Genomic DNA, 24,454 nt, shown 5'->3' with positions numbered 1-24,454 from the left:
CAGAAAACCAAATTTGGGGCGCGCTTTGCTTAATTCATTGAAAATAATTTTTTCCGCTTTGCGATCTGCTTGGCTGACATAATCTGCTGGTCCTTTCAAAGACACTTGCAAATTTTGCACTTCACCGTAATCACGTACCAACGAGCGTCCTGCTTTCATTGCAGCTTGCACCATGACATTCATGACTGCAGAATGGGCCATTTTTTATTCCTTTATTTATCTTTTTCATTTGCACGACGCAAATAAATCAACTCATTGGTGTCTACAATGATACGTTCACCAGCATTCATAAAGGGGGGAACAAGAATACGAATCCCGTTTTCAAGAATGGCGGGTTTATAAGAGGAGGTAACCGTTTGTCCTTTGATGGCAGGATCGGCTTCCGCAATCGTGACAGCAACTTGATCAGGAAGTGAGATGCCAATAGGCTTTTCTTGATAAAGTTCAACTGTGACAGTCATCCCATCTTGGAGAAAAGCAGCACGTTCACCAACAAAATCCTTTTGAAGTTCTAGTTGTTCATAAGATTCTGAATCCATAAAGACCAAAGCATCCCCTTGTTGATAAAGAAAGGTGAAATCTTTTTGTTCAAGGCGCACGCGTTCGACTGTCTCAGCAGCGCGAAATCGCTCATTAAGTTTTGTACCATCAATCAAATTTTTCATTTCAACTTGGTTAAATGCACCACCTTTTCCTGGTTTTACAGCGTTGCATTTAACAGCAACCCATAAGCTTCCTTGATGTTCGATCACATTACCAGGGCGAATTTCATTGCCATTAATTTTCATCGTTTCTATCCAATTCTATTCTTGCAAAAAGAACTCTCTTGTTGTCTTTATGGCGCTTTTCTTTGCTGCCTTTAACAGTCAAGCTCTTTTGTTATTTTCGGGCTAAAATCCCTTTGATTAACCTTGCGGCTCTCTCATGGTCCTGTGTGCTCTTTATGGGCTTTCTCCTGCTTTTTGCAAAGAGAAAAGCTTAAGTAAAAAAGGACCTTTATGTATTTTTGCTTTTCAGCTCTTTGCAAGACCATAAAAAGCGCTCAGACGCAAGCTTTTTAAAAATTTGCACAAAAATTTTTTAGAATTTTGGGGGAAATTTATCCCGTTGTGTCGTAAAATATCATCATTGATGGCAATAATATAAGTTCCCTAAAACCATGAGATGTTTTTAATTAAGAATATGTGATGAATATGTGAATACGGAGTTTATTATAGTGTCTCATGGGATAGAGCGTGGTGTGTTGTCACAGGGTGTTCGTTTGTATTCTCATCAGAGATGAGCTGTAAAATGGCTCTTTGTTTTATCGAGGTTAGGACTCTAAATTTTTTTAAAAGCAGGTATTTTTCTGTACTTGATGCGATTTCATCATGGTGGTATGGGGGCTGTTGTTTTGTTAAGATATCAGCATAGAAAAAGGAAAGTGGAACATTTGAGATAGCGGCAATTTATTTTAAGCGCCCTGCGCTGACACGATTTAATCCGTTTTCATATTTCTGGATTTGTTGGAAAGTGGCACCTAAATGTTGACCTAATGTTTTGTAAGACATTTTAAGCATTTTTCGTCTCAAACGAATTTTTTTGCCAATGAATTTGCCACTGAAAATGTCGTTATAAGGATTTTACCAAGCCCCTAGAAAATGCTACACGGGATATAGAAAACTCTTCAGCTGCTTCAATCACAGATAGTCCAAGTTTTGCATTTACATCTTCGCGTAACAATTCACTAGGGTGTGGGGCATTTTCATTATTTTTAGTATTCTTCTTTTCTTAAATCTCAAAGCTATAATTTACATTATTTTGTATTGTCACAATCTATAATAAAATTTATCCACTCTGGCTAAAAATGAGGTTTTTTATTGAGGTGCAAATCTCTTTGCCTTTCGCAAGAGCTTTTAAGTCTTTACGTGTAAAATATAGAGTATGTTTACATTAAATAGCGGGTTCATCTGGGCTGAGTATTTATATAAGAACGCGGCTCTCCGTTCACGTTATACTGAAAAAGAGACACTATAGTGCTACTATTTAATCTTATTCTATAACTCAAATTCACACCCATGTTTTGTTGCTTTTGAGGTTGATCTGTATAGATCACATTATATCCATTCCGTCGCAACAGATTGATAAATAAAGGAGTAAAGTTGTCTGCTGTATTATTTTTCTTTATAAGAAGTGTGGTTGTAGCTGGTGGTAAAAACCCTTTGTTACCGCTAATAAATTTGTTAGCAACTAATTGTGCCTGACGCTTTGTAAGACTTTGATCAACATAATTTGATGAATAACTGCCTACAGATGCGCAACCAGCCACCAACACAACCGGTGACAGCAATAAATATTTTAACATCTTTAATTCCCCTTACTTATTGTTGCTCTTTATTTGCGAAGCTCCTCTTCCAGAAATAAGAGCAACTTTACGCATAGCACATTAACAACATATCGGTATCTAATCAATCGGTTAATTAATCAATGAATAATGGTTTCAGCTGTAAAGGCTGCTTGAAGTGCTTCTGGTGGCGTATATTTTAATAAACTGCTGCTTTTAGTGATTATGATAAAAAAGCAATTTTTTGCGTTTGCATGTTAAGATCATGTCCTCCATCTCTATTATAAAATGATGTGTTAAGTGTTATTCCAGATTGATCAAAAAAATTTTCAAGCATTGCTTTTTGAGGGCTATCTTTTTTAATACGTATGAATGCTTATTCTGTTTGCTGTAAAATACTATCGTTTGAGGTGTGGTGCTATAAGACATAAAACTTTGCACATGTGATGTTTTTATGAGAGTGTGTGGTGAATATTTGAGGGAGAGCTTGTCCGGATAATTTTGTGAAATGAACCACATAAAATGGGAAGCTAAAAGAGTTCTGTTCTGAGAAGACGGATTGTTTCCCAACTGGATAGGGAAGGGGCTTCTGTCCTTTGAGGGGTGGGAGGCAAGTCAAGAATAGAGAGTGTAGCGCCCTATATTATGATGTTAAAAGCTTTCATTTTGATCAGAGAGTAATTGTAAAATGGCTCTTTGTTTTATCGAGGTTAGAACTCTAAATCTTTTGAGCAGCAGGTATTCTTCTGTACTTGATGCGATTTCATCATGAGGGTATGGGGGCTGTTGTTTTGCTGAGGTGTCCGCATAGAAAAAGACAAGTGGAACATTTAAGATATCGGCAATTTCTTTTAAACGCCCTGCGCTGACACGATTTAAGCCGTTTTCATATTTCTGGATTTGTTGGAAAGTAACACCTAAATGTTGACCTAATGTTTTTTGAGACATTTTTAGCATTTTTCGTCTCAAACGAATTTTTTTGCCAACGAAAATGTCATTATCAAGATTTTTGGCTCGCATTTTAAAGCCCCCGCCGGTTGCGAGCGCCCTCGCGTTGGTATTCCGGGAGTTAAAAACACTGAGTCCGAATCAGCATTTTGCTTTTAGTGCTTAAAGCACCTGGACATAGCAAAATCTCCCGGAATTCCGGGATACCCACAGAGTGGGTTCATTTTTATGTATCGGACCTTAGGGTTTTTAATCCCCGTTGATCGTTGCGTATACGATCAAAAATACCTTTAAATATGTAAAGTAATTTCGGAGGCTTGGCAATAAAAAATAGTTTTTTTATAAGAGACGGCGTGTTTTTCGTCCAAGCAAAAAGAATGAAAAAATAGAGCTTGCGGAATTTTCGGGATAGTCTAGCTCTTTTGCTTATTGGATATTGTTTGTTAAGCAAATGATACCAGTGCGTTTTCTTTACCAATGAAAATGTCATTATCAAGATTTTTGGCTCGCATTTTAAAGCCCCCGCCGGTTGCGAGCGCCCTCGCGTTGGTATTCCGGGAGTCTAAAAACACTGACCTCGAATCAGCCTTTTTGCTTTTAGTGCTTAAAGCACCTGGACAGAGCAAAATCTCCCGGAATTTCTATAAATTTTATCTTTTTGAAGCAGAGAGGAGTATTTTAAAAAACAGGAAGGAGCTTTATTGCTTCTTTGTGCGCTTTTTCTAGTTGTGTCTTGTCCATGCCTTGGAGCATTATTTCAAGATCAGGAGCTTGCATTTTTGCTTCCTTTGCGAGCATATACCATGCCGCTGCCATTATTATATCGCCTTTTGTTCCTGTGCCATCTCGATAAAGCCTTGCAAGGGAAATCTGTGCTGGTGCAATCATGTTGACGGCATTTCTGTGAAGTAAATGAAAAGCACGCTGAAAATCTGTTTCTCCTCCACGCCCCTGTACAAGCCATTGTGCTAAATGAAGTTGAGCTTTTAAGTGGTTGTTTTGAGCTGCTACTTCCATGAGCTTGCGGGCATTGCGATCATCTTTTGGTCGCTTTAATGTGCCTAAGGAAAGAATTTTTGCAGCAGAAAAAGCCGCTTCAGCATCCCCAAGAGCAGCACCTTTTAAGTACCATTTTAAGGCTTGCTCTATTGCTTCATTTTCACGACTTTGGGAAGAAACACCAGGGAGAGCTTGTTTTTCCTGTGAGGCTTTATAAAGAAGCAGTTGTCCATAATAAAAATAGGCTTCCTTGACGCCTGCTTTGACAGCTTTTTGAATGAATTGCGCACCAAGTTCTTGATTTTGTTTTATAAAGTGACCATCGAACAACATAAGTCCATAGCGTAGTTGTGCTTGGGGTTCCCCCTGTTTTGCAGCGCGTTCAAACCATAAAGCAGCACGCGCACCGTCAATAGGAACAGCACATCCTTCCATATAAATTCGGGCAAGAAGAGTTTGTGCAAAAGGATCATTTTTTTCAGCACGTCGGAGTGCTTCACGAAAAGCTTTTAAATAATAACCTTGGATGTAATAGTCATAGGCTTGGTCATAGTCTCCAGCTTTTAAGGGCTGAAAGGGTTCTTGAGTGTTTGAAGCTTCTTGAATCGTATTGAAAGAGCTTTCAGAATTTGAGATTTCTTCAGTGTTTCCCGCTGAACTTACAGCAGAACTTGCAAGCCCAATCACGCCTAAGATGAGCAGCTTCACGCTTCTCTTGATCATGGTGTTTTCTCCTCATTACCGATCAGAATTTTCACATTTTTTTTTCATCATTACAAGCCGTATAAGAATTTCATTTCTATATTACTTTTTATCTCTCAGTTTTTCGTCTTGGTTCAAGGTAGGGTTGGGTAAGTTAAAAAAGTAGCATAAATGTCGACGAGAGACAGACTGTTTAAAACAGTCCTGTTAAAAATAATACAGTCCTGTTAAAAATAATAATGATGAAGGGTTATCGTATGTAAAGATGCTTATCTTCTATTATATCAAGGGCTTATCCCCCCTAAAATGAAAAAATGCTTACAATGGAGGTTGCTTTTAAAAATACGTATGAATGCTTATGAATAGCGCACGCTATCCGTGTGATGTTAGCTTGCATTCTCATCAGAGATCAGCTGTAAAAAGGCTTTCTTTTTTACCGTTGTTAGAACTCTAAATCTTTTGAGCAGCAGGTATTCCTCTGTGCTTGATGCGATTTCATCATGGTGGTATGGGGACTGGTGTTTTGTTAAGATATCGGCATAAAAAAAGGCAATGGGAACATTCAAGATATCAGAAATTTCCATTAAACGCCCTGCGCTGACACGATTTAAGCCGTTTTCATATTTTTGAATTTGTTGGAAAGTGACACCTAAAGCGTGTCCTAAAGTTGTTTGAGACATTTTTAGCATTTTTCGTCTCAAACGAATTTTTTTGCCAATAAAAAGATCAATATTAAGATTTTGAGATTGCATTTTTCCCCGCCGGTTGCGAGCGCCCTCGCATGAGTATTCCGGGAGCTTGAAAGTACTGAAATCTAATCAGCTTTTTTTGCTTTTAGTGCTTAAAGCACCTGGACATAGCAAAAACTCCCGGAATTCCGGGATACCCACAAAGTGGGTTCATCTTTACGCTAGAACTTAGGGTTTTCAAGGCCCCTTTTGGTCGTTGCGTATGCGACCAAAACATCTTTTAATTCATAAAGTAATTTCAGGAAATTTACAATAAAAATAGTTTTTTACTTACAAAATTTGTTTTTTTATGAGAGGCTATCCGCTTCTTAAATCTCTCTGGAATGATTGTCAAAATCATGACATCAGCCCCGCGTTTATTAAAGAGACTAAAATGATCTTCTACGGTAGTGAATTTACACGCGGTATCTTCATTAAAATTTGCACAATCGCTTGCTGTTTGAGGAAGGGTGGGGGATGATCGTTTCTCTGTGCTATAGGATGTGTGTGTCTGTGGCATGTGGTGAGGTGCCTTGTGGTTTTGGGCGTGCGCTTTAAAAAATAAACATAAGCATTATTCAAATTTAACGTGATGCTGTAGCAAATTTTTTTGCATCTAAATTGTAGCCAACTTCACATAGTCGATCAAAAAGATCCGGAAGTGTTTCTTTTACGTGTTCATTAAAAGGAATGTATTTAAGCCCACCAAAATCTGAAGGGAGTTCAAGGTCTTGTTTTTTTAGAATAGCGACATTTTTGCGAGAAAGTGCAGCGGTTAACATGCCCATTTCGAAAATAACGTTTTGTCGTGCACGAAATTGTTCTTTTTTTTCTCTGTCAGATCTAGCATAGCCTATATCATCGGGAGTAAATAGTACAATACCAAATCCTATAGAATCTTTACAAGCTTCTTTTTCCAAAATTTCAATGAGGGTTAAACCATTACCACCAGTATTTTTTAAGATGTATGGTTCGAGACCAAGCCTGCGAAGAATAAGTTCAAGTTGCTCTAGAGCAATATGGTCATGGCCATGAACGATAAAGATTTTTTTATTTGAAGGATTGGAAGCAGTTTTTGAGGAAGGAATCGTTGATGTTTCTTCTAGATGCTTTGCTAAATCTTCTGTTAGCTTTTGTTTTATGTTTGCGCTGCCTTGAACTTGAAGTTTTCCTGTGCTTTTAAACCAATTAGTAGTGCCTCCTTCGTAGGTTTTGATCTGATATCCTTCAGGGGATGGATGTGATAGAGGTTTAGTTTCTTTGATTTGATATCCAGCTTTGCGAATTATGTTTTTAAGATCTTCAAGTGTTCCGCTATATTGCATTTTTATGTCCCCTGCATATTTGTATCGTCAGCTATTGGTATTCAGTACCAATATTGAAAATGACCATTTTCCCCAATCACAATGCTTTGTCTTTATAAGACATTGAACGAGAAAGTTTCTATGATCCTTTTTTCTATATATTATATGAAAAAAGACGCTAGTTTTTTTTATCAATTTGATTGAATTATTAAGCAATTTTATTGAGTTTCGAGGTATCCTCTTTATCTGTTATTGTGTGTTCTATATAAGTAATATAGTGGTGAGTGTTTGGATTTTTATTAACGCTTTATTTATAAATTCTCCTCCTATATTACAAGGGGGTTTTCTCACATTTTTCTTGCATTGTTTTAAGCAGCATTAAGGGGTTGTCGTTCCCCAAAATGACTTCTTCTACAGCAATGAATTCACATCCAGTCTTTAAGACTTCATCAAAGGTTGAAAAATCGCTCCCTGCTTGGATAATGGCGGGGGTTTGCATAATCTCTGCCCACCATGTTGCTAACTGGAGATTGCGGGGGTGCGCTTGGGGTTTTTTATCAGCCCCGAGTTTTCCAAAGAACAGGTAATCAACACCTGTTTCCGCTGCAAGCATAGCACTATGGCGATTGCGTAGATTGCCAAAGCCTATGATTTTTTGTTCCTTTTGCTGATTTTTGAAGCTTTCAAGAGCGTTAAGATCATCTTCTATGTGCAATCCATCAGCCTTTATGCGCCCAGCAATGCGGCTGTCACCCGCGATGAGAAGAGCGGCATCATTATTTTGAATATCTTCTGCGTAAATTTGCGCTTGTTGTTGCAAAAAAGAGCTATCATCTTTCAACTTTTCAGAATCATAGAGGATGACGCATGCAAAAGACTTTGTTTGCAAAATTTGCTGCAAAAATGTGTGTGGGGTGTTGCGCCGAACATCAAGTGTTAAAATCAACTGAGGGAAAAGAGGTGGATCAATTGGTTTATTTTTTTGTTGTGTCATGTCAAATCCCTGTTTCTTAGAAAAAATAACGCTTAAAAATTAAAGTTTCATTCTATTATGCTTATTTGCAATGAAAGTGACCACCATTTTCACGTAATTTAAAGGATTTGTGGGTGTGTGGAAGCCTGTTTATGAGAAATGAGAGTGTTTTTAAGCATAATATGTTACCTTTTCGCTGTGATACACGTATGGACGCTTTTCGTTCTTTTGCCTTTAAAAAACTTTTGCTTTTAAAAAAATAAACGCTTAAAATGAAACTTGACTCTTAAAAATTAAAATTTCATCCTGTTCATGCTTGTTGGCAATAAGGGTAAGCACCATTTTTATGGGACTTCAAGGGGGGTGCAACGTGTGGGAGTCCACTGATGAAGTACCAAGGTATTCTTGAGCATAATACTCAACCTTCTCATCGTGATACACGCATTGACGTTTTTCGTTCTTTGGCCTTATTGACGATTTTCATCAACCATATTCCCAGAACGATCTATGAGTCTTTTACTCATAGAAATTTCGGTTTTTCTGATTGTGCAGAAGTGTTTGTTTTGCTTTCAGGGATTGCTCTTGGGTTAAGCTTTCATGGACGGTTACAGCAAAAATCCTTTGCTTTTATTATCCGAAAACTTTGGTACAGAGCTCTGCAGCTCTATGGGGCATATCTTTTTACGACTTTTGTCACGTTAAGTCTTTTTTTTGCTGCCTTTTTATTATGGCGAACAGAAAAACTTTTATCGATGAACAACGTGGGACTCTTTTTTAAAGAGCCTAGTATCGCATTTTTGAGTACCTTAAGCTTTGGGCATCAATTGGGATATAATAATATTCTTCCTCTTTATATCGTTTTGATGTTTTTTGCGCCTTTTATCCTTTATTTGAGTTGTAAGCAGACAAAATGGCTGCTTTTGGGCTCCTTTACACTGTATCTTATCTGCGGATTTTACAAAATTGCTCCTCCTTCTTATCCTTTAAAGGGAAAGTGGTTTTTAAATCCTTTGTCTTGGCAATTCTTATTTGTCATAGGATTGACCAGTACTTTAGCGCTTAAACAAGGAAAAAAAATCGCTTTTCAGTCTTTTTGGATTGTTTGTGCGGCAGCGTATCTCTTGTTGGCGCTGTTATGGGTTCGCTTAAACTGGTGGGGCATTTTGGGGTGGCTTGGCTGGTCTTCCCCATTGTTGAACTTTAATAAAACCTTTTTAAGCTTGCCACGTTTACTCCATGTTCTTGCATTAGCCTTTCTCATTCTTTCTTTGCCGCGCATCAATAAATGGTTTTATGTCTCTCCAAAACATCCTTTAGCAATTTTAGGAAAACATAGTTTACCGGTCTTTGTAACGGGAACCATTTTTGCGATGTTTGGACAAATTATAAAAACAGTGATGACAGAAACGTTTTTTTCCGATACCCTCTTAATAATAACGGGTATTGCTTTGCAATTTGGAGTCGCTTATTATTGTGAAAAACGGCAATCTTGGCAGTGGTCCTTTTCAAGGAAAATGATCCGTTTATAAAAAATATTCCTGTAGTGTTTGTTGGGCACGTTAACCTTAGTATAAAAAGTGCGTTGCGCAAAAAAATTAAAAGAGGTAGCAGTTTTAAAAAAAAGCGTTCTATACAGCAACAAAAGAAACTTTTTAATACTCTATTCGTTAAGGGGTATGATTTTGTGCTGATACTTGGAGTATAAAAGCGTGAGTGTACATAAACGTCCATATGATGAACCTATTATCATGATTGAGCATAATGCTTTTGAAAATGCTTTTAATCGTCTCTATGAAGAAACAATGGCGCTGATTGAAAAAACCGCAGCGTATATTGACTCAGAAGGGAAATTAGTAGCACGCTCTCTTTCGGCAGAGGTTTCTGCAGTTTATGCGAAAGAGGCTATGTATTTAAGTACACGACTTATGCAAATCGCTTCTCAACTCCTTCTTCTTCGCGCAGAGCGTGAAGGGGAAATGTCATCAGAACAAATAAAAAAAGAAATTGTAAAAGTGTCACTTCATACACCGACATTGGAACTTGAAACCCCTCATTGGCATGAATTGCCAGAAATTTTTCGCCAATTTGTTTCTCATTCATTGCGTTTAGAAGCGCGCATAACCTATATGCGTGCTGGGTGGGAAACTGCGGCCTCCTCTGCTCTAGAAGATGATAATCCAGTAGGAAAACAAATCGAATTGCTCAAAACAGCCTTTGGGCGTTCTTAGAGGGACTCCCCTTGCTTTGTGCGAAGGAGAAATATCATCAGAACAAATAAAAAAAAGAAATTGTAAAAGTGTCACTTCATACACCGACATTGGAACTTGAAACCCCTCTTCATTACGTTTAGAAGCGTGCATTTTGTTTCATTTAGAGATGCGGCTGTAGTTTAAGCGCTTTGGTCAATAAGCGGCGGCTGTACGTTTAAGCGATGATAATCCAGTAGGAAAACAAATCGAATTGCTCAAAACAGCTTTTGGGTATTCTGAGAAAAATAGCTCCTTGCTTCTTTCTTGCGATATTTAGAGCAGTATATCCATTTTTTACAACCAAAATTTCACAACTAAAACCAAACTAGAGTGCTTTTTTCTGCCTAATTTCTATTTGAGCGTAGGAAATATCTTGAGCTTATAGCTGAGAGAGGGATAGGTATTGATTGCGAATTATGCCATGGGATGGAGTATGGTTGGTTTTGTGGGAAATCGACTTTGGTTGATTGCAGCTGGAACACTTTCTGTTGATCTATCGTGTGATTTTGTTTTGGCTCTGAGATAGAGCAGGGGCTTGTACATCAATTTATTTATGCTCTATAATTTATGCCTATAAAGCTGCTGTAAAGTGTGTGTTAATGAGGATGATACACATTGTTGCAGTTTTGGGGCTTCTTTTGTTTTGAATGGAAGTTATTTTCCCTCGCGTAAAATAAAATATCCAAAATAAAGTGCCATATAATGAATGCCCCATGGGTTCCCTGTGCCCCCATGCAATGTCCCTCTCTATGCAATGTCATTGTGGTGTGATGAGTATATTCAAAAACACCTCTCAGTTCTTATTCACATTCGTTGAGCCTCTCTCATTTTTACGCTTGCAAAAGAAAAAGCCGGCACTATCATCATCTTTGCCAGTCCCCAATGTTGCAACAGCCTTTGGAACTTGAGACAATTCATTAGAGGCATTTTTAGTCCTTTCTTGTATAGTTTTACTCTATACGGCAATCCCACGTTTCATATGTAAGAGAATGGTTTTGATTGCTTCAATATAAACAGATTTGTAATGAGAAAATCTTAGGATATTCGGGATTCTTATGCAACATACAAAATAATTAATTATCATTATAAATCAATGCGTTGATTTATAATGATAGCGTCATGCTATAATGTAAAAAGTTTTCGTAAAGTGTGTACCATCCATTGCATAGCCTCTTTACACTTATGAATGTGCAATCCAGCACTCTCTATTTGCTCGCTTGCGATGTTTAACCGTTATGGCGTTGGATATGATATAGAAAGGGAATTTTTATGCTTTAGAGGGTGCTTGCTTGTGATGTGTGAATGGTTTTGATTGATTTCAGTTATGCTTCATAAAGTGTGTTCCATAAAGATGCTGTTCGTTGTGTGTTATAATTGTATAAATTTGGGGGATATGATTATCTTTTTACTGGTTTTGTCTTGGGTTGTTGTTTTCTTTGTGGTCTTGTCTTTATTCACATCTTTATTCACAAGGGGGAAAAGTGTATAGACTGTAGTTTATGGCAGAGACGATTCGTATTATAGGCATTGATCCCGGATTACGGCGTACAGGGTGGGGCGTTATCGATGTTGCGGGTAATCGTCTTCAGTTTATTGCAGCAGGGACGGTTTCTTCTGATGTACAGTGTGCGCTGGCTTCCAGACTATGTCAGATCCACAAAGGTCTTTCAGAGGTTGTGCATCAATTTATGCCCCATGAAGCCGCTGTGGAACATGTATTTGTCAACAAAGATGCTACAGCAACTTTAAAACTTGGCCAAGCGCGTGCAATTGCACTGCTGGTTCCTGCGCAAGCAAATCTTCCTGTTTTTGAATATGCGCCCAACAAAGTGAAAAAATCAGTTATTGGGGTTGGACATGGGGCTAAAGAACAAATCCATATGATGGTCAAAGTTCTCCTCCCACGGGCTGAATTTGATAGCAGTGATGCGGCTGATGCTCTTGCTCTTTCTCTTTGTCATAGTATGCACCGTAACAGTATTGACCGATCTTATCAGGCAAGGATGGCGATATGAGTGGGATGGCAACATGATTGGCAAATTAAAGGGCACTCTTGAACATATCTTTGATGATCATATCCTTCTTGATGTTCACGGTGTGGGGTATGTTGTTTTTGTGTCAAATCGGCTGCGTCCTTCTTTACCCTCTGTTGGCGAGGCGTTAAGCCTTTTTATTGAAACGCATGTTCGGGAAGACGCAATCCGCCTTTTTGGTTTTACTACAAGAGCTGAACAGGAGTGGTTTTGTCTTCTACAAAATGTTCCTGGAGTAGGAGCAAAGGTTGCTTTGGCAATCTTGGGTACTTTATCGCCAGATGAACTTGCACAGGCTATTGCTTTAAACGATGTTGCGATGATTAGTCGAGCGCCGGGCGTTGGTAAAAAAGTCAGTGAAAGAATTGTGGGTGAACTGAAAAGTAAAACACTCCCCTTTGAACAAGCGGTCAAGACTGTTTCGGTTCCTCAGCGTGAGATGACCAATCAACCTGCGCATGATGCGCTTTCCGCGTTGATGAAGCTAGGGTTTGAACGGGAGCATGCATCCCGTGCTCTTGCTCTTGCGATGAATGCTCTTGAGGGGGAAACTGTTTCTTCTGCCCTGCTGATCCGCCATAGTCTCAAATTGCTTTCTTCTCCTACTTAAAATCAAGGTAACAATGCATAAAGATGAAGATAAACGCCTTCTGGGTTCCGCCCCCCTTCCTAACGATCCAGATCGTTCCTTGAGGCCACAAGTTCTCGATGACTTTATTGGTCAAGAAGCGGCACGGGCTAATTTAAAAATATTTATTGAAGCAGCAAAAACGCGGCAAGAAGCGCTGGATCACGTTTTGTTTGTAGGACCACCGGGGTTAGGAAAAACAACGCTTTCACAGATTATGGCAAAAGAATTAGGCGTTAATTTTCGCTCTACTTCAGGGCCGGTCATCGCTAAAGCAGGAGATTTAGCCGCTCTCTTGACCAATCTTGAAGAACGTGATGTCTTGTTTATTGATGAAATTCATCGCTTAAATCCGGCGATTGAGGAAATTCTTTATCCAGCCATGGAAGATTATCAACTGGATTTGATCATTGGGGAGGGGCCGGCCGCACGCTCGGTGAAAATTGATCTGGCTAAATTTACTTTGGTAGCGGCAACCACACGTTTGGGGCTTTTGACCACACCGCTGAGAGACCGTTTTGGTATTCCAATTCGCCTCAATTTTTATACGATAGAAGAATTGGAATATATTGTGCAGCGTAATGCACGACTTTTTGCCGTCAAGATTAGTGATGATGGTGCTCATGAAATTGCACGCCGAGCACGGGGAACCCCGCGCATTGCCGGACGGCTTTTACGGCGCGTTTGTGATTTTGCTTTGGTTAAACAAGCAAAACAAATTGACCAAAAAATCGCCGATGAAGCCCTTTCGCGCCTTGAGGTTGATCATCTTGGGCTTGATCCGCTTGACCGCCGCTACTTGCTCCTGATTGCGGAAACTTTTTTAGGGGGACCGGTGGGGATTGAAACGATTGCTGCTGCTTTATCAGAACCACGCGATGCCATTGAAGATATTGTTGAACCGTATTTGCTCCAACAAGGTTTTATTCAAAGAACCGCTCGTGGACGCATTCTAACTGAAAAGGCTTGGAGCCATTTAGGGCTTTCTGCTCCAGCCTCTACAACGTCTATACAAAGGCGTTCTCAACTTTCTGATGCTCAAGACAATTCATCACTTCAGACGTCTTTATGGGATGGGGAAGATGATTAAGACATTCTCTTTATTAAAAGAAACTATGTGAATATTTTATAGCAAGGTCATAAAATACAAGAGACGTGCCTTCTTTTAGCATATTCTGGCTAAAAAGGTTTGGCACTATTAAAGATTTTTTGCTTTTCACAACTTCAACACAAAAATGTGTTCAATCTTTTGATTGATAGATAATTTGCTATATTAGATGATTTTATGGGATATGAAGTCGATGACAGAAATAACACCTTTTAAGAGCAATCATACAAACGCTTTTCATAATTTTCAGGTCCGCGTTTATGTTGCGGATACAGATTTTTCCGGTGTAGTTTATCATGCGCGTTATCTTGAGTTTTTTGAACGAGGACGTTCAGAGTTTTTACGCGATACCGGTTTTAATAATAAGATGTTAGCAGCAGGGGGTGAGGGGGAAAAACTGTTTTTTGTTGTTCGTCATATGGAAATTAATTTTTCAAGACCAGCTAAAATTGATCATCTTTTAGTTGTTAAAACACGTGTTACTCATATCCAAGGGGCCCGCTTTTTTATGGAGCAATCTATTTTGCATGAGATGACCACGTTGGTAACAGCCAAAGTTGAAATTGCTCTGATTAATGAGGAGGCAAAACCGCGACGTTTACCCAAAGAGCTTTTTGCAAAAATGCTTGGTTAAAAGTGTGCTTCATTGAAACAGCCGCTTCAGGAGAGATCAGCAGATATAAAGTAATCTATAATCTAAGACTATACATTTATTATAGCCTAAATGTTTTTCAATAAGGTTATATGATACAGCAAAAGAAAGCACCTCTGCTACAATAACTACAATAAATTGAAGATGATATCCCACAAAATTAAACACGCCCCATCCATGTTATGATTCGAAATCAATGTCATATCATCCATTTTCTGCTATAAGCTCAAGATATTTTTCTTTCTTTTGAAGAAAGGTTTGTTGGCATCAGAAAACAGCGAAAAGGTACAAAATATAAAAAGAAATAAAAATGGATTAAGATTTATTTTTATAAAAATGTATATACCCAGCAACATATTGCAATAAAGGGATAATAAGCTATTAGGTCGAAAATTGTCTCAAAACACCCAAAGGGTGTTTTTAAGCAATTTGATTTGTTTTTTTACTGGATTGTCATTTGGTCTCACAAGAGCGCGTCTCTCATCCATTTCTATCCATCATGCATAACTTTATGTGCGCTTCTAAGCGTAGTAAATGAGTGAGAGATCAATGTATACAAAGCAGAAATGCATTCTTGCATTTAAAGTTTCAAAAGCATATTATTCTATATAATATATTGACTTAGAAAGATAAATTATCACTTCTTACGGGCACAAACCCTAATAGAGGAAGAGAATAAAATACTTTCATTTCAAATCTGTTCATGTTGAAACAATTAAAATCATTTGCTTACACATCATAAGAGAACAATATAAACCATTGAAAAAATTGTAAAAATGTTCCTTATGGATCATTCTCAATGCAATAATGATCAAATATCGCAAGTGAGCAAAGAGAGCGAAGAAGCCGGTTTTGATGAGGTAAAAATGTGAAAAGGCTTTTTTCATGTCACAGAAGCTTGTACGTTATACCAAGGTGCCAGAGAGATGATAGGCATTGAAAGGGGCTAATTCACAACACAATGAGATTACATGAGACTTACACTAGATTATATAGGACTTATAGGGGGCCTAGGTGAGGTGCATTGTTGTGAGGCGTTTTAGGGTGGTTTAGTGTCGTTTTTTGTGCCCGATGGTGTGATCTTATTAAAGAATGAGAGAAACAATAGCCTGAGGCAAAGCGTCATCTTTTATGATGATAACATATTTATTTACAATGATAATTCATTGCGTTGTCACTTTCAGATAATTCTGAAACTTGTAAAACTTTTTCTTTTCAAGCTCTATTGCCGCGAATTAATCAAAAACATTTTCTTACATGTCACAAGCGGAGTTGGTGAGTGGGTACAAAAACACTTAAGAAAGGAATAAATGCCTCTTATGAATCTTTTCAAGTGCTAAGACTTATTGCAGCATTTTAAGCTAGAAACGCGTATGATGATTTAGCGTTCTTTTCATAAGCGTAAAGATGGTGGTGCATAATAGATTTTATATCATGCATTTTTATATCTTTTATTTTTATAGCATTTATGGAGAAATCCTGATCGTTATATTTTTCATAAATGCTGTTGTGAAATGAGAGGGGCGTGCATTGAGGGATGTCTCTCGTCATCACTTTTTAAGGAAATTTAAGAAACAAGTCTTGTTTTAGCGCATGGATTTATGTGAGACTAGAGTCTTTACTTAAATTTAGAAACTATAAAATAATCTGTTTTATAAATTTTAAAAATGCATCTTTCATTTAGAGGGACAAAAATTATGCCGCATTTAGAACTAACGAATCCAGAAACAATTGGAATGTTGCATTTGTTTATGCAAGCGAGTTGGATCGTGAAAGGTGTTATGATCGGGTTGCTGCTCGCTTCTATCTGGAGTTGGGCAATTATTTTTGATAAAATTTTTACGTATCGGAGAATACGGCGTGAAATAAAGCAGTTTGAACGCACATTTTGGTCTGGCAAAGCGCTAGAAGATCTTTATGCATCATGCAAAAGTCAACGTACCAATAGTATATCCGCAGTTTTTATGGCAGCAATGGTTGAATGGAAAAAATCTCTTGAAAAAGGGACCCATACATCGAAAAGTTTGCAGAGCAGAATTGATAAGGCTATGGATTTGACGCTGGGACGTGAAAGTGAAAAAATAGAATCAAAATTAAGTTTTCTTGCGACACTGGGATCTGCGGGACCTTTTATCGGACTTTTTGGAACAGTTATTGGTATTATGGAGTCTTTTCTTTCTATTTCAGCTTCTCAAAATACATCACTTGCCATTGTCGCGCCAGGGATTGCAGAAGCGCTTTTGGCAACCGCTATTGGTTTGTTTGCAGCAATTCCAGCTGTTATTGCTTATAACAAGTTGACTCATGAAAGTGCGCGCATCATTGCACAAATAGAAAATTTTGCCGATGAATTTTCAACAATTGTATCGCGGCGTATTGATGAAACACGCACAGCACCTTCCTCTTTATAAAAAGGATCTTATCCCATGGGCTTTTCTGTTGCTTCTTCTTCTCGCAAAAATACACGTAGGCGGCATCATTCACGAAGCCAACTGATGAGTGAGATCAATGTCACTCCTTTTGTGGATGTCATGCTGGTCTTGTTGATTATTTTTATGGTCTCTGCCCCCCTTTTAGTGAACGGTGTTCCTCTAGATTTGCCTCGTAGTCAAGCGGGTCCCGTACGAGCTCAAAAAACACCTCTTACGGTTTCACTTGACGCGCAAGGGCGCTTTGCCATTAATCAAGATTATTATGAAACGTCACAGTCCCTGATTGCACACCTGAAAACTCTTCTGGAAGCAGATGCTACACAAAAAGATCAACGGGTTTTTGTACGGGTTGCTAAAACTGTTGAATATCAGCAAGTATTAAAACTGCTGGCAGATATTCAAAAAGCGGGGTTTTCTCAAGTTGCGTTAGCAAGTTTAGCACAATAAATAATAAGTAATAAAATTGCGTATAACCGGTTGTTCTTAATTTTTTTTAAAAGAGCATAGAGTGATTAAAAATGAAAAAATGTATAAGGCATAAGTAAGGCATAAAGAATGAACAAAGACTCCTATCATAGTATGAAACGAGGCTTGGCTTTATCCCTTGTGGTCCATGTCATTTTTCTCAGTTGGGGAGCTATTCAGTTTACAAGCTCTGTTTCTTTACCACAACCGTTGGAAGCAATTCCCATTACTCTTGCTCCTTTGGTGGACGAGTTTTCTTCTCAACAAGGAGCCGTGAAGGCTCCTATCCGCGCAATCCCTGCCGTAAAACCAACTATGCAACCACAAGAGAAAGAAGATGCACGCCATATTGGAGAGGGACAAATAGATAGTCTTGCACCATTTCAACCAAAGGAAAAGCTGCGTCCCGTTGAAACAGCATCGTCACCATCAAGCGAGAACACGTCAGAAACATTTGCACCAGAACTTACAAAACCAGAATTATTAGAAGCAAAAACAGAAGAGATTTCAAAAGAACCAGAGAATGAGCTCAAGGTTGCGCCTGAGATGCCTTTGGAGGCACCGGAGGATGCGCCTAAGGTTGTGCCTGAGATGCCTGTGAGAGTACCGGAAGATGAGCCCAAGGTTGCGCCTGAGATGCCTGTGAGAGTACCGGAAGATGAGCCTAAGGTTGTGCCTGAGATGCCTGTAAGAGTACCGGAAGATGCGTCAAAGCTTGCACCTGAGATGCCTTTGGAGGCACCGGAGGATGCGCCCAAGGTTGCGCCTGAGATGCCTTTGAGAGTGCCGGAAGATGCCTCTAAGGTTGCGCTCAAGCCTGCGCACAAAAATGAAGAAATGATATCGCCAAAAGAATTGGCTCCAACGGTCCCAAAAGTACCAGCAGAGCAGATTGTTCATCAAGCGCCCAAAATTGTACTTCCAGAAAAATCTCTTCTTCCACAGTTTAAACCAAAGTTTGACGGAGAATTTCCAAAGAAGAATGAGGCTGCATTGAATCAAAAGACGCCAAAGCTTAACAAGAAAAACCAAGAGAAACAGACCATTGAAGATATTTTAGCTCTGGAGGAAAATAATTTGCTCAATCGTGCGCGGTCACAAGGAGGGGGAGCAAAACGTTCTCATATACCAGAAGCTTTGGGTGCAAGAAAAAATATTAATGATACCACAAAAATGGCACAAACATTGGTCAATATTGCGGGGGGATGTATTCAACAGAAGCTTAAACTTGTGGCGCTTGGCGGCGATTTAAAAAATCGTCCGGTCGTGCGGTTGCGATTTTATTTAGACCGTGAAGGGATGGTTGTGGGCGATCCTATCATTGATCCCGTAAGCGGCCTTGAGAGTCAACAAGCTATTATGATAAGGCAGGTGTATGCTGCTGTCTTTTCATGCCAACCTTATGCAGATCTCCCACGTGATCAATATGATCTATGGGGGCAAGGTTTTGACTTTAATGTTGATCCCCTCCAAGAAATAAGATGATAAACGAGAAAAAAGCGCTTAACGAAAGGACACATTCCATGATGACTATAACGAGACATAAAGTTTTTGCTTGGTTTATTGTCACTTGTGGGTTGTGGCTTTCAAGTATTTCATCGGGTTATGCGCAATTGAAAGGAACTATTTCGAGCGCTGATTTTAATCCCATTCCCATTGCAATTACAGACTTTATTTCCAATGATTCGATTGGGTTGAAAATATCTGCTGTGGTGACAGCCGATCTCGAACGGTCGGGGCTGTTTTTACCGCTTGATAAAGCAAATTTTTTTGAAAACATTTCTAATCCTAATAAACAACCACATTTTGCTTCTTGGCAGAAAATAAAAGCGCAAGGTTTAGTTACTGGGCAAGTCATGAGAGAAATCGATGGACGTTTGAGGGTCGATTTTCGTTTATGGGATGTGTTTGGACAAAGACAATTGAAAGGACGGCGTTTTTATACTGCGACAGAACGTTGGCGGCGTGTGGCACATATGATCGCAGATGAGATCTATAGTGAAATGACAGGAGAAAGTGGTTATTTTGATACAAGGATTGTTTTTATCGATGAAACAGGTCCTCAAAATGCACGCATTAAACGTTTAGCAATGATGGATCAAGATGGAGCAAATTTGATTTATATGTCTGATGGAAGTGAATTGGTGCTTACACCGCGGTTTTCACCAAAAAGACAAGAATTGACCTATATGGCTTACGAGGACAATCAAGTACCTCATGTTTATCTCCAACAAATTGAAATGGGGCAAAGAGAGTTGATCGGAACGTTTAATAACATGACAATTGCTCCACGTTTTTCTTCTGATGGACAAAAAGTTATCATGAGTTTGTTACAAAATGATGGGAGTGCCAATCTTTACACTATGGATTTACGAACCCGTACGATGACGCGACTTACAACAACTTCTGCTATTGATACTTCTGCTTCTTATTCACCGGATGGAAAACAAATTGTCTTTTCTTCAGATCGTAGTGGAAAGCCGCAAATCTATAAAATGAATGCGGATGGGAGTGATATTCAGCGTATTTCTTCAAACGATGGGAGTTATTCAACACCTATTTGGTCTCCACGGGGTGACTATATCGCCTTTACAAAACAATTAAGCGGACAATTTTCTATCGGTGTTATGCGCCCTGATGGACAAGGAGAACGAATTTTAACCACAGGGTTTCACAATGAAGGACCAACGTGGGCCCCTAATGGTCGTGTGCTGATGTTCTTTCGCAAAAATCCCGGTATGGGACCAAAAATTTATACGATTGATATTACGGGTCGCAATGAACGTCAATTACCCACCCCCAATGATGCTTCAGATCCAGCATGGTCGCCTTTGCTCAATATACAGTAAAACAAAATGCTTAAAAAAACAGAAGATAGAAGGAATATAGTCTATACAGTCTCAAGTTTACACAATCTCAATAGTTTTTAATTATTTAAAAGAAGGAATTGATTATAGTGGGTATGGGGAGTTATGTAGATTTCATCTATCATCTATGGTTGTTGATCGATAATGGAATTTCCTTGGGGGAAAATGCTTAAAAAAATTCAAAACAAGACCTTGAAAAAATAGAGTCGAAAATTCTGAGGTCTCTAGAGTTCAACTTTTTATTCAAAGTGTCGCTATATATATTTTTTTAAACTTCTTCTTCGATTTTGTTTGTGAAGAGTCCTCTTGTCAGGGGGGCTGTTGCTCTCTGATGTGTTTTATTCAAGTACGCGGTTGTTTTAGATCTGAATATTGATTGATTGGTAAGAGCAAAAGGACAGATTTTTAAGATAAATGACGTTATTTTAGAAATATACGATGCCATAAAGTCAAAAATTTATCTGCAACGGATTAGAGAGATGTACCGGCTTTTTGTACAATACTTTGCTAAACAATCAGCTCTGGCTTTCCATTTGCTTATTTTTATTCTGTGATGTTGTAAAAACACTGCTCTTTGAGGTGTGGGGATATAGGGCGTATAAATCTCCTTGATATATTCTAAGTGTTTTTTAAGTGCGTAGCAAATATTTAGGGGAATGCATGTTTGTTGAGCCTTAAGTTTCAAGTGAATTTCATGAGTGATTCGTCATAGGAATACGTCAAGAAACCCCTAATTGTTTAGAGGCTAGATCATTTCATTACTTGAGAGCGGAGAGAGGAGGTTAATCTTAAAGAACAAAAAGATAAAATAGAGAGGGGATATAGGGATAATCTTTGGGGCATGTAAGAAAGGCGTGAGGCTACAGAGTTTTGGATGCTTTTCTTTTTGGGATTATGTTTTCTGCGATTGATTGTGGTTTCTTGTTGCATCAATGGCTTACCCCGCTATTGACGCGGGGCTTTTATATGTGCGGATAAAGAGGAGGGGTGACAGATGCTTTTGAAGCCCTCATGCATGAAGAGAAGGCTTATGCAAATGATGGGAATTATACAGACAATTTTGCCAAAATCTCATCACTGACATCAAAATTTGCATAAACATTTTGCACATCATCATCTTCTTCTAATGTTGAAATTAGTCGTAAAACAGACAAAGCTTTTTCTTCATCTATTGGTGCAAGGGTGGTGGCTTTCCAAATCGTTTTAATCGATTCTGCTTCACCAAGTTTTGCTTCAAGTGTTTTGGAAACTTCACCAATATCTTCAAATGCGCAGGTAATATGATGTCCGGTTTCTTCTGATTGCACATCTTCGGCACCGGCTTCAATTGCTGCATCCATGATGTTATCGGCTGTTCCTGCTTCTGGCTTATAGACTATTTCACCAATCCGATTAAACATGAAACTGACCGATCCTGTTTCCCCTAAGGCTCCTCCTGATTTTGTGAAGGCGGCGCGCACATTTGAAGCGGTGCGGTTGCGGTTATCAGTTAAAGCTTCAACAATGACGGCAACGCCGCCTGGTCCATAGCCCTCATAGCGTACTTCATCATAATTTTCGACATCGGCGCCTGACGCTTTTTTAATCGCGCGTTCAATATTATCTTTCGGCATCGATTGTGCTTTGGCATTTTGAACAGCCAGCCTTAAACGTGGGTTCATGGCTGGATCAGGAGCACCTTGTTTTGCTGCTACGGTAATTTCGCGCGCAAGCTTAGAAAATATTTTCGAGCGCATTGCATCTTGACGCCCTTTACGGTGCATAATATTCTTAAATTGTGAATGGCCTGCCATAGTTTTCCTTCCTATTTGAGGGCTTTTTTGCCAGTTGGATACTCCTTAGAATTTAAGGCGATAAAGCACGCATCCCACCAGAATAAATGTGCCACAGCATGAGGTGAAATAATCGAATAAACCCTTTATAAGAAAATTCATCTTAAAGGTAAAGACACCTTAGTTGAGGATCATTACAAGAGAGATCTCTTGTCGTTGAGCAAAAATAACGCTATAACAGAATGTAATCTCATAGCAAAATGGTTTATTCCATGCCGCACTTTGTTTTAGGAGTGGTTGGAGAGACCTAAACATATAAAAAAGTTCCAGTGCTCTTGAGTGGGCGGTAACCTGCCTCATAGAAGAGGCGCAGAAGAGGATTTATAAAAATGGCAACGCAACTTTTGATGCCCAAAGCAACAGCTGTTTGGTTGGTTGATAATACAGCTCTTTCTTTTGATCAGATTGCAGAATTTTGTAAATTGCATGTCTTGGAAGTAAAAGCTATTGCCGATGGTGATGCGGCTTATGGTATTAAAGGTTTAGATCCGATTAGTTCTGGGCAATTGACGCGCAGTGAAATTGCACGGGTGGAGGCTGATCAAAACGCACGATTGAAAATTTCTCAATCTAGGGTGCATATTCCTGAAAAAAAACGTAAAGGGGCGCGCTATATCCCTCTTTCTCGACGCCAAGATCGTCCCAATGGTATCCTATGGTTGGTGACGAACCATCCCGAGTTGAAAGATGCACAAATTGCACGGTTGATTGGGACAACAAAAGCGACAATTGAACAAATCCGCCTTAGAACCCATTGGAATAGTGCAAATTTGGTTCCTCTTGATCCTGTAGGGCTTGGTTTGTGTTCGCAAATCGATTTAGATTTTGAGCTCCAGCGTGCGGCGAAAAATCGTCCTGTTGCTGCAGAAGAAGATAGGTCGTTGCTTCCCGCTTCTGTGACGGAAAACGCTGCTCTAGAGGAAAATGAGAGTGAAGAAAATCTGCATAAGACTTTTGACGCTGATAAAGTTTTTGCAAAGCTGAACGCGCTGCAAAAAAATCGTCAAGATCAAGATGATGCATAAAAAGCCATGACGCATAAGGGAAACATTTTTTATGGAAATGTTAGAGGAATGGCCAAAGAGAAGAAAAATTGGCAGAGACTCAAAAGTAAAAATGAGGACGAAAAAACAGAAAAAATTTCTTCTTCATTAGGAATTAACGGTTATTCTTAAAAATATTTTTAAGAATTGACCCTTCTTTACGAAATTCAAGGAGAAACGGACTATGCGCTCTACCAAAAAAACCATCTCTCATTCCTTAGCTATCCTCTTTCTTTTCTCACTATGCCTGGGTGGGTGTGGCAAAAAAAATGTTGGTGCACTTAACGGTATGAATGGCGCTTATATGAATGATGCTGGTTTGAATCAGATGTCACCAGGTTCAGGACAAGAATTTACGGTTAATGTGGGTGATCGCGTGTTTTTTGGTCTCGATTCTTCTTCACTTGATGCTGATGCTGAACGTATTTTAACGCGCCAAGCAGAATGGTTGCTTCATTATCCTTATTATTCTATTATGATCGAAGGTCATGCTGATGAGAGGGGAACACGTGAATATAACTTGGCACTTGGACAGCGCCGTGCTGTTGCTGTGCGAAACTATTTGGTGTCTCTTGGTGTGTCCGCACAACGGATTCAAACAATTTCTTACGGAAAAGAAAGACCTGTAGCAGTGTGTGATGATATTTCCTGTTGGAATCAAAATCGACGTGCTGTGACAACGTTGAATGACATGAATAGTCATTAAAAAGAAGATTGTTTGTTTCAACTATTTAATAAGCTCTTAAGGGGAAAAAAGAATGTATCGTAAAATCAATTGGAAAACACTCTTTTATATGGGGGTTTTCATAGCTTGTTCTACTTCACTTGTTCAAAGTGCGGCACGAAAGGCTTCCGAATATCCTGCACATGATACGGATAAAGTTGATGCAGTTGATAAGGCAACTGATGACGTGAAGAAAGCACCTGAAGCAGCCGATAAAGCAGCATCTGATGCGGCGGAAAAAGCCACTGACGCTGTTGATAAGGCTGTCGATGCTGTGAAAGAAGCACCTGAAGCAGCTGATAAAGCAGCATCTGATGCAGCGGAAAAAGCCACTGACGCTGTTGATAAGACTGTCAATGCAGTGAAAGAAGCACCTGAAGCAGCTGATAAAGCAGCATCTGATGCAGCGGAAAAAGCCACTGACGCTGTTGATAAGGCTGTTGA

At 39.1% G+C, this 24,454-nt stretch carries 23 protein-coding genes and 2 pseudogenes; 14 read left to right on the top strand and 11 right to left on the bottom strand.

The window, feature by feature from the left end; translation table 11 throughout:
- The 10 genes and pseudogenes from ACFIQE_RS05475 to ACFIQE_RS05430 all read right to left on the bottom strand — a co-directional run.
- Positions 1 to 201: inositol monophosphatase family protein (locus ACFIQE_RS05475; RefSeq protein ID WP_375707361.1), on the bottom strand; the 201-nt coding region annotated here is incomplete at its 3' end.
- Between the two features lie 11 nt (positions 202 to 212).
- Positions 213 to 788, bottom strand: a complete 576-nt coding sequence (gene efp / locus ACFIQE_RS05470; protein WP_015856958.1) for an elongation factor P — start codon at positions 786 to 788, stop codon at positions 213 to 215.
- A 423-nt stretch (positions 789 to 1,211) separates the two neighbouring features.
- A pseudogene (locus ACFIQE_RS05465) lies at positions 1,212 to 1,607 on the bottom strand (helix-turn-helix domain-containing protein).
- A gap of 338 nt (positions 1,608 to 1,945) precedes the next feature.
- On the bottom strand, positions 1,946 to 2,344 hold the full coding sequence (locus ACFIQE_RS05460) for a hypothetical protein (protein WP_375620998.1): 399 nt from the start codon (positions 2,342 to 2,344) through the stop codon (positions 1,946 to 1,948).
- Positions 2,345 to 2,974: 630 nt separating this feature from the next.
- A complete protein-coding gene (locus ACFIQE_RS05455; RefSeq protein WP_375620997.1) occupies positions 2,975 to 3,343 on the bottom strand; it encodes a helix-turn-helix domain-containing protein in 369 nt (122 codons plus the stop codon).
- Positions 3,344 to 3,949: 606 nt separating this feature from the next.
- Positions 3,950 to 4,993 carry a tetratricopeptide repeat protein gene (locus tag ACFIQE_RS05450; RefSeq protein ID WP_375629715.1) on the bottom strand — a complete coding sequence of 348 codons (1,044 nt, stop codon included), beginning with the start codon at positions 4,991 to 4,993 and terminating at the stop codon, positions 3,950 to 3,952.
- A gap of 365 nt (positions 4,994 to 5,358) precedes the next feature.
- Complete coding sequence (locus tag ACFIQE_RS05445; protein WP_375707360.1) at positions 5,359 to 5,724, bottom strand: helix-turn-helix domain-containing protein; 366 nt, start codon at positions 5,722 to 5,724, stop codon at positions 5,359 to 5,361.
- A 244-nt stretch (positions 5,725 to 5,968) separates the two neighbouring features.
- On the bottom strand, positions 5,969 to 6,220 hold the full coding sequence (locus ACFIQE_RS05440; protein WP_375629720.1) for a hypothetical protein: 252 nt from the start codon (positions 6,218 to 6,220) through the stop codon (positions 5,969 to 5,971).
- 64 nt (positions 6,221 to 6,284) lie between these two features.
- Positions 6,285 to 7,025: a TIR domain-containing protein gene (locus tag ACFIQE_RS05435; RefSeq protein ID WP_375629722.1), complete on the bottom strand. Its 741-nt coding sequence runs from the start codon at positions 7,023 to 7,025 to the stop codon at positions 6,285 to 6,287.
- 310 nt (positions 7,026 to 7,335) lie between these two features.
- Entirely contained in the window at positions 7,336 to 7,998 is a 663-nt protein-coding gene (locus tag ACFIQE_RS05430; RefSeq protein WP_375707359.1) for a thiamine phosphate synthase, read from the bottom strand.
- 365 nt (positions 7,999 to 8,363) lie between these two features.
- Between ACFIQE_RS05430 and ACFIQE_RS05425 the strand changes: the two genes are divergently transcribed.
- The 11 genes from ACFIQE_RS05425 to tolB all read left to right on the top strand — a co-directional run bounded on the left by ACFIQE_RS05425 (position 8,364) and on the right by tolB (position 20,393).
- Positions 8,364 to 9,506 (top strand): OpgC family protein, encoded by a 1,143-nt coding sequence (locus ACFIQE_RS05425; RefSeq protein ID WP_375611754.1) that lies wholly within the window; start codon positions 8,364 to 8,366, stop codon positions 9,504 to 9,506.
- A 180-nt stretch (positions 9,507 to 9,686) separates the two neighbouring features.
- Entirely contained in the window at positions 9,687 to 10,205 is a 519-nt protein-coding gene (locus tag ACFIQE_RS05420; protein WP_375629728.1) for a DUF1465 family protein, read from the top strand.
- Between the two features lie 424 nt (positions 10,206 to 10,629).
- Entirely contained in the window at positions 10,630 to 10,752 is a 123-nt protein-coding gene (locus tag ACFIQE_RS05415; RefSeq protein ID WP_375706851.1) for a hypothetical protein, read from the top strand.
- 973 nt (positions 10,753 to 11,725) lie between these two features.
- Positions 11,726 to 12,241: a crossover junction endodeoxyribonuclease RuvC gene (gene ruvC / locus ACFIQE_RS05410; RefSeq protein ID WP_375620985.1), complete on the top strand. Its 516-nt coding sequence runs from the start codon at positions 11,726 to 11,728 to the stop codon at positions 12,239 to 12,241.
- Between the two features lie 13 nt (positions 12,242 to 12,254).
- A complete protein-coding gene (gene ruvA / locus ACFIQE_RS05405) occupies positions 12,255 to 12,869 on the top strand; it encodes a Holliday junction branch migration protein RuvA (protein ID WP_375640589.1) in 615 nt (204 codons plus the stop codon).
- Between the two features lie 13 nt (positions 12,870 to 12,882).
- The gene (ruvB, locus tag ACFIQE_RS05400; protein ID WP_375613207.1) at positions 12,883 to 13,977 is read left to right on the top strand and encodes a Holliday junction branch migration DNA helicase RuvB; all 1,095 of its coding nucleotides are present in this window, start codon (positions 12,883 to 12,885) and stop codon (positions 13,975 to 13,977) included.
- Positions 13,978 to 14,188: 211 nt separating this feature from the next.
- Entirely contained in the window at positions 14,189 to 14,629 is a 441-nt protein-coding gene (ybgC, locus tag ACFIQE_RS05395; protein ID WP_375611759.1) for a tol-pal system-associated acyl-CoA thioesterase, read from the top strand.
- A gap of 1,715 nt (positions 14,630 to 16,344) precedes the next feature.
- Complete coding sequence (gene tolQ / locus ACFIQE_RS05390; RefSeq protein WP_375611760.1) at positions 16,345 to 17,058, top strand: protein TolQ; 714 nt, start codon at positions 16,345 to 16,347, stop codon at positions 17,056 to 17,058.
- A 15-nt stretch (positions 17,059 to 17,073) separates the two neighbouring features.
- Positions 17,074 to 17,526, top strand: a complete 453-nt coding sequence (gene tolR, locus ACFIQE_RS05385) for a protein TolR (protein ID WP_375611761.1) — start codon at positions 17,074 to 17,076, stop codon at positions 17,524 to 17,526.
- A gap of 108 nt (positions 17,527 to 17,634) precedes the next feature.
- Entirely contained in the window at positions 17,635 to 19,029 is a 1,395-nt protein-coding gene (locus ACFIQE_RS05380; RefSeq protein WP_375707358.1) for a cell envelope biogenesis protein TolA, read from the top strand.
- A 38-nt stretch (positions 19,030 to 19,067) separates the two neighbouring features.
- Entirely contained in the window at positions 19,068 to 20,393 is a 1,326-nt protein-coding gene (tolB, locus tag ACFIQE_RS05375; RefSeq protein WP_375620980.1) for a Tol-Pal system beta propeller repeat protein TolB, read from the top strand.
- Positions 20,394 to 21,457: 1,064 nt separating this feature from the next.
- Here the strand turns inward: tolB and ACFIQE_RS05370 are convergent.
- The gene (locus ACFIQE_RS05370; RefSeq protein ID WP_375620979.1) at positions 21,458 to 22,204 is read right to left on the bottom strand and encodes a YebC/PmpR family DNA-binding transcriptional regulator; all 747 of its coding nucleotides are present in this window, start codon (positions 22,202 to 22,204) and stop codon (positions 21,458 to 21,460) included.
- A gap of 368 nt (positions 22,205 to 22,572) precedes the next feature.
- Here ACFIQE_RS05370 and ACFIQE_RS05365 point away from each other — a divergent pair, with 368 nt between their 5' ends.
- The 3 genes and pseudogenes from ACFIQE_RS05365 to ACFIQE_RS05355 all read left to right on the top strand — a co-directional run.
- Positions 22,573 to 23,268 carry a DUF1013 domain-containing protein gene (locus tag ACFIQE_RS05365; RefSeq protein ID WP_375611764.1) on the top strand — a complete coding sequence of 232 codons (696 nt, stop codon included), beginning with the start codon at positions 22,573 to 22,575 and terminating at the stop codon, positions 23,266 to 23,268.
- A 202-nt stretch (positions 23,269 to 23,470) separates the two neighbouring features.
- Positions 23,471 to 23,992 (top strand): peptidoglycan-associated lipoprotein Pal, encoded by a 522-nt coding sequence (pal, locus tag ACFIQE_RS05360; protein ID WP_273790460.1) that lies wholly within the window; start codon positions 23,471 to 23,473, stop codon positions 23,990 to 23,992.
- A 52-nt stretch (positions 23,993 to 24,044) separates the two neighbouring features.
- A pseudogene (locus tag ACFIQE_RS05355) lies at positions 24,045 to 24,454 on the top strand (tol-pal system protein); the annotation flags it as partial.

The organism is Bartonella sp. AA1HLJMS, assembly GCF_042197445.1.
GTDB lineage: Bacteria > Pseudomonadota > Alphaproteobacteria > Rhizobiales > Rhizobiaceae > Bartonella.
Note: the sequence above shows the minus strand (reverse complement) of the source record. Positions and strands in the feature narration are given on the sequence as shown.

Bases quoted from the DNA above. Each gene is read 5' to 3' on its own strand.
- ACFIQE_RS05450 (WP_375629715.1), bottom strand. From the start codon at position 4,993: ATGATCAAGAGAAGCGTGAAGCTGCTCATCTTAGGCGTGATTGGGCTT.
- tolQ (WP_375611760.1), top strand. From the start codon at position 16,345: ATGCCGCATTTAGAACTAACGAATCCAGAAACAATTGGAATGTTGCAT.
- ACFIQE_RS05460 (WP_375620998.1), bottom strand. From the start codon at position 2,344: ATGTTAAAATATTTATTGCTGTCACCGGTTGTGTTGGTGGCTGGTTGC.
- ruvC (WP_375620985.1), top strand. From the start codon at position 11,726: ATGGCAGAGACGATTCGTATTATAGGCATTGATCCCGGATTACGGCGT.
- ACFIQE_RS05365 (WP_375611764.1), top strand. From the start codon at position 22,573: ATGGCAACGCAACTTTTGATGCCCAAAGCAACAGCTGTTTGGTTGGTT.
- ACFIQE_RS05430 (WP_375707359.1), bottom strand. From the start codon at position 7,998: ATGACACAACAAAAAAATAAACCAATTGATCCACCTCTTTTCCCTCAG.
- ACFIQE_RS05445 (WP_375707360.1), bottom strand. From the start codon at position 5,724: ATGCAATCTCAAAATCTTAATATTGATCTTTTTATTGGCAAAAAAATT.
- ybgC (WP_375611759.1), top strand. From the start codon at position 14,189: ATGACAGAAATAACACCTTTTAAGAGCAATCATACAAACGCTTTTCAT.
- efp (WP_015856958.1), bottom strand. From the start codon at position 788: ATGAAAATTAATGGCAATGAAATTCGCCCTGGTAATGTGATCGAACAT.
- ruvA (WP_375640589.1), top strand. From the start codon at position 12,255: ATGATTGGCAAATTAAAGGGCACTCTTGAACATATCTTTGATGATCAT.
- ACFIQE_RS05435 (WP_375629722.1), bottom strand. From the start codon at position 7,025: ATGCAATATAGCGGAACACTTGAAGATCTTAAAAACATAATTCGCAAA.
- tolB (WP_375620980.1), top strand. From the start codon at position 19,068: ATGATGACTATAACGAGACATAAAGTTTTTGCTTGGTTTATTGTCACT.
- ACFIQE_RS05455 (WP_375620997.1), bottom strand. From the start codon at position 3,343: ATGCGAGCCAAAAATCTTGATAATGACATTTTCGTTGGCAAAAAAATT.
- ACFIQE_RS05380 (WP_375707358.1), top strand. From the start codon at position 17,635: ATGAACAAAGACTCCTATCATAGTATGAAACGAGGCTTGGCTTTATCC.
- ACFIQE_RS05440 (WP_375629720.1), bottom strand. From the start codon at position 6,220: ATGCCACAGACACACACATCCTATAGCACAGAGAAACGATCATCCCCC.
- pal (WP_273790460.1), top strand. From the start codon at position 23,471: ATGCGCTCTACCAAAAAAACCATCTCTCATTCCTTAGCTATCCTCTTT.
- ACFIQE_RS05370 (WP_375620979.1), bottom strand. From the start codon at position 22,204: ATGGCAGGCCATTCACAATTTAAGAATATTATGCACCGTAAAGGGCGT.
- ACFIQE_RS05425 (WP_375611754.1), top strand. From the start codon at position 8,364: ATGAAGTACCAAGGTATTCTTGAGCATAATACTCAACCTTCTCATCGT.
- ruvB (WP_375613207.1), top strand. From the start codon at position 12,883: ATGCATAAAGATGAAGATAAACGCCTTCTGGGTTCCGCCCCCCTTCCT.
- tolR (WP_375611761.1), top strand. From the start codon at position 17,074: ATGGGCTTTTCTGTTGCTTCTTCTTCTCGCAAAAATACACGTAGGCGG.